Source organism: Pseudoxanthomonas sp. LjRoot204_2 (assembly GCF_056175765.1).
Map to the genome: position 1 here is coordinate 1 of NZ_JBGFFG010000093.1, position 9,642 is coordinate 9,642.

Consider the following 9,642-nt stretch of genomic DNA (forward strand, 5'->3'; position numbering starts at 1 on the left):
CTGCTGTACGACGCGCTGCTGGATACGCTCAATGCGCGCCTGGAACCGCTCAAGCGCTGTGCAGCCGCGCTCAGCGAACTCGACGTGCTGGCGTCCTTCGCCGAGCGCGCGCAGGAACTGGATTGGGCACGGCCCGAACTGGCCGAAGCGCCCGGCCTGTGCATCGAGCGCGGCCGCCATCCGGTGGTCGAGGCGGTGCGCAAGGAGCCATTCGAGCCCAATGACCTGCGCCTGGACGAGGGCCGCCGCATGCTGGTCATCACCGGCCCCAACATGGGCGGCAAGTCGACGTACATGCGGCAGAACGCGTTGATCGTGCTGCTCGCGCACATCGGCAGCTTYGTGCCGGCCTCGCGGGCGGTGATCGGGCCGATCGACCGCATCCTGACCCGCATCGGCGCTGGCGACGACCTCGCGCGCGGGCAGTCCACCTTCATGGTGGAAATGGCCGAGACCAGCTACATCCTGCATCACGCCACCGCGCAGTCGCTGGTGCTGATGGATGAAATCGGCCGCGGCACGTCCACCTACGACGGGCTCGCGCTGGCCGATGCGGTGGCGCGTCATCTGGCGGCCAGCAACCGCTGCTATACGCTGTTCGCCACGCACTATTTCGAACTGACTGCACTGGCCAACGAACCCGCCAGTGGCATCGCCAACGTGCACCTGGATGCGGTGGAGCACGGCGACACGCTGGTCTTCATGCATGCGGTCAAGGACGGTGCGGCCGATCGCAGCTTCGGCCTGCAGGTCGCGGCGCTGGCCGGACTTCCGAAGATCACCCTGAAACAGGCGCGGCGCCGACTCGCGGAACTGGAGCAGCGCGGTCGCGACACGCACGCCTCGGACATGGCGCCGCAGGCGCTCGATGCCCCGCAACAGTTCGGACTGTTCGCCGCGACACCCTCCGCCGCGCAGGAAGCGCTCGCCGCGCTGGATCCCGACGAATTGACGCCGAAGCAGGCCCTGGAAGCCCTATATCGGCTCAAGGCGCTGCTCTGAAACGCGCTGCGCGAGGTCGCGCGGATGGGTAAAGCCATCGCCGTGCGGCCTCCGTCGCCTGCGGCTGCGCCCGCATCTCCAACATCCGCGTAACGCGCGCGGAGTATCGTGAGACCAGTTTCAGGGAGGGGCGATGGCGCGCCGCACCATTGAGCACCGCTATCGGACTCTTCGCTACAAACGATTTTCATTGATCGTCCGCACTGCCTAGTCTGGTCGCCATCCGCCAACGCACCGCCGGGGACGTCAGCCATCAACGCGCATCTCCTGCCTGACCATCGGCATGCCGCTCCCGCCTTGCCCTGCCGCACGCGCGATTGACGTCGCCGCGTCGCGTTRTATCCCGCGTGACACCACCCCGCTCCCACCCACTCACCCGACCGCCAAAGGAAGGAAATCCATGACCACCGAATCGAAATGCCCGTTCCATCCCACCGCCGGTGGCGGTACCGGCAACCGCGACTGGTGGCCCAACCAGTTGCGCGTGGATCTCTTGAACCAGCATTCCTCGCGCTCCAATCCACTGGGGAGCGGATTCGACTATGCGGAGGCCTTCAACAAGCTGGACTACCACGCGCTGAAAAAGGACCTGCGCGACCTGATGACCGACTCGCAGGACTGGTGGCCGGCCGACTTCGGACACTACGGCGGTCTCTTCATCCGCATGGCATGGCACAGCGCGGGCACGTATCGCATCCAGGACGGGCGCGGCGGCGGCGGTCGCGGGCAGCAGCGCTTCGCCCCGCTCAACAGCTGGCCGGACAACGTCAGCCTGGACAAGGCGCGCCGCCTGCTGTGGCCGATCAAGCAGAAGTACGGCCAGAGCATCTCCTGGGCCGACCTGATGATCCTGACCGGCAATGTGGCACTGGAAACCATGGGGTTCCGCACCTTCGGTTTCGGTGGCGGACGCGAGGACGTGTGGGAGCCCGACCAGGACGTCTACTGGGGCCGGGAGACGACATGGCTGGGCGGCGACTTGCGCTATGCGCACGGCTCGGACGGCGTGGAGAAACCCGGCGATGCCGCCGTGCTGGTGTCTGACGACGACGCCGATGGCGACGTGCATTCGCGCCGTCTTGAAAACCCGCTCGCCGCCGTGCAGATGGGCCTGATCTACGTGAATCCGGAAGGACCCGACGGCAATCCGGACCCACTGCTGGCGGCGAAGGACATCCGTGACACGTTCGCGCGCATGGCGATGGACGATGAAGAAACCGTCGCCCTGATCGCCGGCGGCCATACGTTCGGCAAGACTCACGGTGCCGGCCCCGCCGACAACGTCGGTGCCGAGCCCGAAGCCGACGAACTGGAAGCACAGGGCTTCGGCTGGCACAACAAGTTCGGCAGCGGCCGCGGCGGTGACACGATCACCTCGGGCATCGAAGTGACCTGGACGCAGACGCCGACGCTGTGGAGCAACAAGTTCTTTGAAAACCTGTTCGGCTTCGAATGGGAACTCGAGAAATCGCCGGCCGGCGCGCACCAGTGGGTCGCCAAGGACGCCCCCGAGGACGTGCCGCATGCGCACGACAAAACCCGGAAGCAGCGCCCCAAGATGCTGACCACCGACCTGTCGCTGCGCTTCGATCCGGTCTACGGCCCGATCTCCAGGCGCTTCCTCGAAAACCCGCAGGCATTCGCCGAGGCCTTCGCGCGTGCGTGGTTCAAGCTGACCCACCGCGACATGGGTCCGCGCGCCCGCTACCTGGGTCCGGAGGTTCCGAAGGAAGAACTGGTGTGGCAGGACCCGCTGCCGAAGGCGGACTACGCGACCATCGACGCCGGTGACGTCGCGTTGTTGAAGCAGAAGATAGCCGCCTCGGGACTGTCCGTCGCCGAGCTGGTCTCCACGGCATGGGCCTCGGCCTCGACCTTCCGCGGCGGCGACAAGCGGGGCGGCGCCAACGGCGCACGCATCCGCCTTGCTCCGCAGAAAGACTGGGCGGTCAACCGGCCGGACCAGTTGTCGAAGGTACTGAAGGCGCTGGAACGGATCCAGATGGAATTCAACCTGGATGCCGCCGGCGGCAAGAAGGTCTCGCTCGCGGACCTGATCGTGCTGGCCGGTGGCGTGGGGGTCGAACAGGCGGCCAGGGCGGGCGGTCACGATGTCACCGTGCCGTTCCGCGCAGGCCGCACCGATGCGCGTGCCGACCAGACCGATGTGGCCTCGTTCGCCGTGCTGGAACCGGTGGCGGACGGTTTCCGCAACTACCTCAAGGGACGCTCCGCCGTGCCGGCGGAGCACTTGCTGGTGGATCGCGCGCAGCTGCTGACCCTCACGGCCCCGGAGATGACCGTCCTGGTCGGCGGCCTGCGCGCATTGGGCGCGAATGCCGACGGCGGTGCGCATGGCGTGTTCACCGACAAGCCGGGCACGTTGAGCAACGACTTCTTCGTCAACCTGCTCGACATGGGTACCGAATGGAAAGCGACCGGCGCCAACAGCTACGAGGGCCGCGACCGAAAGACCGGCGCCGTGAAATGGACTGGCACGCGCGTAGATCTGGTGTTCGGCTCCAACTCGGTGTTGCGCGCGCTGGCCGAGGTCTACGCGAGTCGCGATGGCGAGGCGAAGTTCGTGGACGACTTCGTCGCCGCCTGGACCAAGGTGATGGAACTGGATCGCTTCGATCTGGCGTAGCGCGATGGTCGCGACCCGCACGCGGCGCGTGCGGGTTGGACCCGATCCGCCGGTCGGTCCGGTCTATTGTGAGACGGAGGTCACGGGATTTGGCGCTAGGATGATCGGCGCCACCCATCGCGTCCAGGAGGACGGCCACACCATGAGCAACCAGTCACTCGCAGAAGAACTCTTCGCCCAGCTGCAGGGCGCGCCCTTGCAACAGGTTTCGCAGCAACTCGGCGTGGGCCAGATGCAGACCTCCGGCGCCGTGGCCGCCGCCCTGCCCTTGCTGCTGGGCGCGCTGGGCAAGAACGCAGCACAACCGCAGGGCGCGGAGGCGCTGTTCGGTGCCCTGCAGAAAGACCATGCCGGCCTCGACCTCGGCAGCGTGCTGGGGGCTGTGCTCGGCGGCGGTTCGGCGCCGAGTCGCCAGACGGATGGCGCAGCCATCCTGGGTCACATCTTCGGTGGTGCGCAGCCGCGCGCGGAAGCCAGCCTGGGTCAGGCGACCGGGTTGGGTGGCGACAAGTCGGCGATGCTGATGAAGATCCTCGCGCCGATCGTGCTGTCCTTCCTGGCGCAGCGTTTCCTCGGCCAAGGCGATGCTGGTCCGAATACGCTGGGCCAGGTGCTCGGCCAGGAACGCCAGGCCGCGCAGCAACAGGGCGGACTCGGGGGTGGCCTGCTGGGCGCGGTGCTGGACCAGGACGGCGACGGCCAACTGGGCCTGGGCGACATCCTCAAGATCGGCAGCGGCATGTTGGGCGGCCGGCGCTGATACGCATCACGCCTCGACGCGGCAGTGAAGAAGGGCGCCGATGGCGCCCTTCTTCATGCAGTCCCCTGTCACAGGGCGTCGATATCGCCCAGCGCACGGATCAGGCGCCGCGCACGCTTGTCGGGACGCGACGACGGCGCCTGATACCCCGCGCGCTCCGCCTGCCTTGCCGCCAGCGCGGCAAGGCGCCGCGACCGGGAGGCGTCTGATTCCAGATACAACGCCTGCGCCACGGTCGCCGACGCCCGCTTGTCGCTGAGCGCACGCACTTCGACCTCGAACACGTCCTCGCCGCGCGTTATCGMCAGCACGTCGCCCACGCGCACCCCCCGCGACGCTTTCGCCCGCTGCCCGCCCGCTTCGACCTTGCCGGTCTCGATCGCCTGTTTGGCCAGGCTGCGGGTCTTGAAGAAGCGGGCCGCCCAGAGCCAGATATCCAGCCTGATCGCGTCGGGCTGCGTACTGCCGCTATGCATCGGACGCGCCCGACGGAGTCGCGCTAAGGCAGTTCATACAGCCCCGCCTTTTCCGCGATAATCCGCGACAGCTCGACGCTGCGTGGGGCCGCCAGTCCGCCATAGTGCGCATCGAGTCGCGCAAGCAGCCGTCCCGCCTCATCGAGCTCTCCACTTCCCACCTTGGCCGCGACCGCGTCGAGTTGCGCCTGGATGCTTTGATCGAGCGCGCCGGCACAGGCACCGGCATCCGCACGTTGCGATACCGGCATCTCCAACTGCTTCAAGGCCCTGCCGAATCCACGACCGTCCGGCACCCAATGTTCGACGCCGTTCTGCGGAACCAGCCGAATGCCCTGCATGCACAATGCTTCGAGGTCTTTACGGGTACGTGCATCCTTCGCACGATTGGGTGAATCGTTGCCCCCTGTCGAGAACACGAACCGCGTACGTTGCTGGAGTTCGCGGGACAGCGCGGTCGACGGCAGCGTGAATCCGCTCTCCCCGCCGAGCGGATCGCTGCCGCCGATGAGCAGCACGCCATGGAACACGTCCGGGTACGCCATCACCACCCGCTGCGCGGTGCGCGAGCCACCGGAGAAACCGCCGATGTACACGCGTCCGGGAGCCAGTCTGTAACGGCTACGCACGTACTCGTAGCCATGGAGCGCCAACGGCACGCGTCGGTCGAAGATATTCTCGACATTGCTCGAACGACGGGAAGCGACATAGATGATGTGGTTGTCCCGAAGGACTTTCCACCATCCTTCCGGCACCTGGATCTCGTCGCCCGGCCAGATGAAGACCAGCAGGCCGTATGTTCCGTCCGCAGCAGGCTCGGGGACGAAAAGCTCGTAAGGCTCTTCCCCCACTTCGATGGTCTGTTCCCTGAAGCTGAAATCCACCTTTTCGCGAAACTTGAGGATGCGATCCTGGGTCACGGGCGTCAGCAGGCGCGAGGTGAGTTCCGAAGCCGACGCAAGGGGAGACAACGCGTCGAGCGTGAATCGCCGGCTCGGTGACGTGGCGGCGGCCAGCTCGCCGAGCATCAGAAGGCCCGCCATCAAGGCCATGAGGCGGCGCCGCCGCCTTTTCCAGTCACGCGTCATCACACACGAATCCGATGGGAAAGTGGAAGGACCACTGCGGGCCGGCCAGATAAAAAACATACGCGATGCCCCAACGCAAACGGCCACCCGAAGGTGGCCGTCCGTTGCGACGCGCTCGAGCCGGTATTACTCGGCAGCGGCAGCGGCGGCAGCCGCCTGGCGGGCGACCTTGGCGGCGGCGTTCGCGGCCAGGTCTTCCTTGATGCGGGCCGCCTTGCCTTCCAGCTCGCGCAGGTAGTACAGCTTGCCGGCGCGGACCTTGCCGCGGCGCTTCACTTCGACCGAGTCGATGGAGGCGCTGTGGGTCTGGAAGACGCGCTCGACGCCGTAGCCGTGCGAGATCTTGCGCACGGTGAAGGCGGAGTTCAGGCCGGCGTTCTTCTTGGCGATGACGACGCCTTCGTACGCCTGCACACGCTCGCGGTTGCCTTCCTTGACCTTCACGTTGACGACGACCGTGTCACCGGGGCCGAACGCGGGCAGCTCGCGCGTGATCTGGGAGGCTTCGAATTCCTGGAGGAGCTTGCTCATGTTGGCACCAATGCTTGTATGCGTGATCGTGTCTTGCGACAGCGGAAACTGATGCAGTCGCCGGATTGCGCTGCACGATATTGTTATGGGGTCCGCAGGCGAGAACCGCCCAAGGGTCGCGCATTCTACCGGATTCCGGGCCGGGCTGGCTACCCTGCGCCTTCCCCGCCGGCCTGGCTGGCCTTGAACGCCTCCAGCAGGGCCTTGTCGGCCTTGGACAGACCGGTCTCGTCCAGCAGGTCCGGCCGCCGCAGCCAGGTCCGCCCCAATGCCTGCTGCCGGCGCCAGCGCGCGATGGCCGCATGGTCGCCGGAGCGCAGCACGGCCGGCACGTCGCCCAGCGGATGGCGGGACGGGTGGGTGAAGTGCGGACAGTCCAGCAGGCCATCCCCCTCGAAGCTGTCCTGGACGGCCGAGTCGGCATCGTTCAGCGCCCCCTCCTGCAGCCGGCCGACGGCGTCGATGAGCACCGCCGCAGCCAGCTCGCCGCCGGAGAGCACGTAATCGCCGATGGAGATTTCCTCGTCGACTTCGGCGTCGAGAAAACGCTCGTCCACGCCCTCGTAGCGGCCGCACAGCAGGATCATGCGCGGCAGCGCGGCCAGCTCACGCGCCTTCTTCTGGGTGAGCGGCGCACCCTGCGGACTCAGGTAGATCAGCGGCGCAGGCTGTGCATCGGCGGCGCGGACCGCCGAGAGGCACGCCTGCAAGGGCTCGATCATCATCACCATGCCGGGACCGCCACCGAACGGGCTGTCATCCACGCGGCGATAGCCACCGCTGGCGTRGTCGCGCGGATTCCAGCCATGCAGCGACAACAGCCCCCGTTCCTGCGCACGCCCCACCACGCCCACCGCCGCGGCCTGGGCGATGAAGTCGGGGAACAGGGTCATGACGTCGATGCGCATGGAGGGGAGAAGTGAGTGGAGAGGGGTGAGCAGTGAGCAGGAGCGCCGGCAGAACACGGGAGAGCGCGAGTGGAGCGATGACGGCACGGCGCGACAGGAACTCCGGCATCCTTACCCACTGCTCTCCGCTCACTGCTAGAACGCCGGGTCCCAGTCCACGGTGACCACGCCCGCCTCGAAATCCACCGAGCGGACGTAATCGGGTTCGACGAAGGGAATCAGCCGCTCACGGTCGCCGCGCACGACGAGCACATCATTGGCGCCGGTGGAAAACAGGTGGGAGACGGTGCCGAAGTCGGTCCCGTCGGCATTGACGACGCGAAGCCCCTCCAGATCGACCCAGTAGAACTCGCCCGCGCTCGGCGGCGGCAGGGCAGCGCGCGGAACGAGGATCTCCTGCCCGTGCATCGCCTCGACCTGATCGCGGTCTTCCACGCCCGGCAATGTGGCCACCAGATGCTTGCCCGATGCCTTGCCGCGCGCGCCGCTCAGCTCGCGCTGGGCGCCGGACGCATCGCGCAGCGTCCACGGCTGGTAGCGGAAGATGGCCTCGCGCGGCTCGGTCCAGGATTCGATCTTGATCTGGCCACGCACACCAAAAGCGCCCAGAAGCCTTCCCAGCAGAATCATCTTCTGCGGGGTCGGTGGGCGCTCGGTGTTCATGCGAAGGAAAGGCCGCGCCGTTCGCGCGGCCGGGCCATCAGGCCGCCGGAGCGGACTTGGCGACTTCCTTGTACAGGCTGCGGACCTTCTCGGTCAGCTGTGCGCCGTTGCCGACCCAATGGTCGACGCGGGCGACGTCGAGTTCGACGCGCTTCTCGGCACCAGCGGCGACCGGGTTGTAGAAGCCGACGCGCTCGATGTTGCGACCGTCACGCGCGCTGCGCGAGTCGGTGACGATGATGTGGTAGAAGGGGCGCTTCTTGGCGCCGCCGCGGGTGAGACGGATCTTGACCATGGTGTTTTCCAGTGTTGCCCAGTCGCCAGAATGGCGAGGTAAGCCGGCTATTCTAAGCCATTGAATCCGTCAGGAAAACCCCGCCCATGGCGCAGGCGGGCAGGTCAGGCCAGCGGCTCCCAGGGGACGGCGCGCAGGACGTCCGACAGCCCGGCCATCAGATCGGTATCAGCCCCCCATGCGACAGCGTCGACCCCGGTCACGGGCTGCAAGCCACTGGCATTGCAGGCAAATCCCGCCCGGAACCGTGCCAGCTCAGCCACCGCGACCGGCTCATGCCGCTRCGATACGCCCTTGGCACCCAGGGCGTGTTGCAACAGCTGCTCGGTCGTTCCGCGGAGGGCGGGACCCTGGGGCCAGATGACCGTCGCGCCGTCCCACAGCCCCAGATTCCAGATCGACCCCTCCACCACGCACCCCGCAGGATCGACGAACAACGCATCGTCGAAGCCGTCCGCCAGCGCCTGCCTGCGGTAATGGAACAGCGGGAACGTCCCGACATGCTTGAACTGCGGCAGTGGACGCACGAACGGATACGTCTTCACCCGCAGCGCCGGCTTTTCCGCCGTGGAAGGGGGCGCGAGCGTGACCAGCACATCCGGCGTCACTGCACGCGCAGGATCGCGGTAGTCGAAGCGCAGGGAGAACACCGTGATGCGCAGGGACGCATCGCGCAGGTCGGCGGATTCCATCGCATGCGCCGCCTGGCGCAAGGCCGTCACGCCATCGAACGCGGCGCCAAACAGAGCCTGCGTCGCCTCTTCGAGCCGCCGGACATGCAAGTCACGGCCCTGCACGGCACCGTCGCGCACCTGCATCGAGGTGAAGTGGCCATAGTTTGACAATGCCAGCGCGCGCAGATCGTCGGCGCTGGCGGGTTTGCCGTTGAGGTAAGCGAGCGTCATGGGACCGGAACTCCGCTTCAATCCAATGTGGGAGCGACGTAAGTCGCGATGAGCGGAGGCAAGATCGCGACTTACGTCGCTCCCACAGCAAGCGAAAGCATCAGCGGAACGGCATGCCGCCGCGGCCGCCCATCATGCTCTTCATGTTGCGCATCATGCCCTTCATGCCGCCGCCGGCCAGCTTGCCCATCATCTTTTCCATCTGCTGGTACTGCTTCATCAGCTTGTTGACGTCGGCCGGCGTCAGGCCCGCGCCCTTGGCGATGCGCGCACGGCGCGAGCCATTCAGCAGCGCCGGGTTGCGACGCTCCTTCTTCGTCATCGAATTGATGATGGCAATCATGCGCGGCACTTCCTTGCCCTGCTG

10 protein-coding genes and 1 pseudogene are annotated in these 9,642 nt (G+C 66.8%); 3 read left to right on the plus strand and 8 right to left on the minus strand.

What is annotated here, in order from left to right; genetic code table 11:
- From AC04L7_RS06350 to AC04L7_RS06360, 3 genes are all read left to right on the plus strand, one after another.
- The coding region (locus AC04L7_RS06350) for a MutS-related protein (protein WP_475512706.1) at positions 1-1,002 on the plus strand (1,002 nt) is incomplete at its 5' end.
- A 400-nt stretch (positions 1,003-1,402) separates the two neighbouring features.
- Positions 1,403-3,649, plus strand: a complete 2,247-nt coding sequence (katG, locus tag AC04L7_RS06355) for a catalase/peroxidase HPI (protein WP_435999608.1) — start codon at positions 1,403-1,405, stop codon at positions 3,647-3,649.
- 142 nt (positions 3,650-3,791) lie between these two features.
- Positions 3,792-4,409, plus strand: a complete 618-nt coding sequence (locus AC04L7_RS06360) for a DUF937 domain-containing protein (protein WP_435999610.1) — start codon at positions 3,792-3,794, stop codon at positions 4,407-4,409.
- A 68-nt stretch (positions 4,410-4,477) separates the two neighbouring features.
- Here the strand turns inward: AC04L7_RS06360 and AC04L7_RS06365 are convergent, their stop codons facing one another.
- The 8 genes and pseudogenes from AC04L7_RS06365 to AC04L7_RS06400 all read right to left on the minus strand — a co-directional run.
- Complete coding sequence (locus AC04L7_RS06365; RefSeq protein ID WP_475512707.1) at positions 4,478-4,885, minus strand: RNA-binding S4 domain-containing protein; 408 nt, start codon at positions 4,883-4,885, stop codon at positions 4,478-4,480.
- 23 nt (positions 4,886-4,908) lie between these two features.
- A complete protein-coding gene (locus AC04L7_RS06370) occupies positions 4,909-5,973 on the minus strand; it encodes a hypothetical protein (protein ID WP_299342896.1) in 1,065 nt (354 codons plus the stop codon).
- A gap of 126 nt (positions 5,974-6,099) precedes the next feature.
- The gene (gene rplS / locus AC04L7_RS06375) at positions 6,100-6,504 is read right to left on the minus strand and encodes a 50S ribosomal protein L19 (RefSeq protein ID WP_241045774.1); all 405 of its coding nucleotides are present in this window, start codon (positions 6,502-6,504) and stop codon (positions 6,100-6,102) included.
- A 149-nt stretch (positions 6,505-6,653) separates the two neighbouring features.
- Positions 6,654-7,412, minus strand: coding sequence for a tRNA (guanosine(37)-N1)-methyltransferase TrmD (gene trmD, locus AC04L7_RS06380; protein WP_475512708.1), 759 nt, complete (start codon positions 7,410-7,412; stop codon positions 6,654-6,656).
- A gap of 135 nt (positions 7,413-7,547) precedes the next feature.
- On the minus strand, positions 7,548-8,075 hold the full coding sequence (rimM, locus tag AC04L7_RS06385; RefSeq protein ID WP_435999617.1) for a ribosome maturation factor RimM: 528 nt from the start codon (positions 8,073-8,075) through the stop codon (positions 7,548-7,550).
- A 37-nt stretch (positions 8,076-8,112) separates the two neighbouring features.
- Positions 8,113-8,370 (minus strand): 30S ribosomal protein S16, encoded by a 258-nt coding sequence (gene rpsP, locus AC04L7_RS06390; RefSeq protein ID WP_296280628.1) that lies wholly within the window; start codon positions 8,368-8,370, stop codon positions 8,113-8,115.
- A gap of 104 nt (positions 8,371-8,474) precedes the next feature.
- Entirely contained in the window at positions 8,475-9,275 is an 801-nt protein-coding gene (locus tag AC04L7_RS06395) for an aminotransferase class IV family protein (protein WP_475512709.1), read from the minus strand.
- A 100-nt stretch (positions 9,276-9,375) separates the two neighbouring features.
- Positions 9,376-9,642, minus strand: a pseudogene (locus AC04L7_RS06400) (signal recognition particle protein); the annotation flags it as partial.

What these genes read in the sequence shown, in the direction of transcription:
- AC04L7_RS06370 (WP_299342896.1), bottom strand. Translation starts at nt 5,973, where the DNA reads ATGACGCGTGACTGGAAAAGGCGGCGGCGCCGCCTCATGGCCTTGATG.
- AC04L7_RS06360 (WP_435999610.1), top strand. Translation starts at nt 3,792, where the DNA reads ATGAGCAACCAGTCACTCGCAGAAGAACTCTTCGCCCAGCTGCAGGGC.
- rpsP (WP_296280628.1), bottom strand. Translation starts at nt 8,370, where the DNA reads ATGGTCAAGATCCGTCTCACCCGCGGCGGCGCCAAGAAGCGCCCCTTC.
- rimM (WP_435999617.1), bottom strand. Translation starts at nt 8,075, where the DNA reads ATGAACACCGAGCGCCCACCGACCCCGCAGAAGATGATTCTGCTGGGA.
- rplS (WP_241045774.1), bottom strand. Translation starts at nt 6,504, where the DNA reads ATGAGCAAGCTCCTCCAGGAATTCGAAGCCTCCCAGATCACGCGCGAG.
- katG (WP_435999608.1), top strand. Translation starts at nt 1,403, where the DNA reads ATGACCACCGAATCGAAATGCCCGTTCCATCCCACCGCCGGTGGCGGT.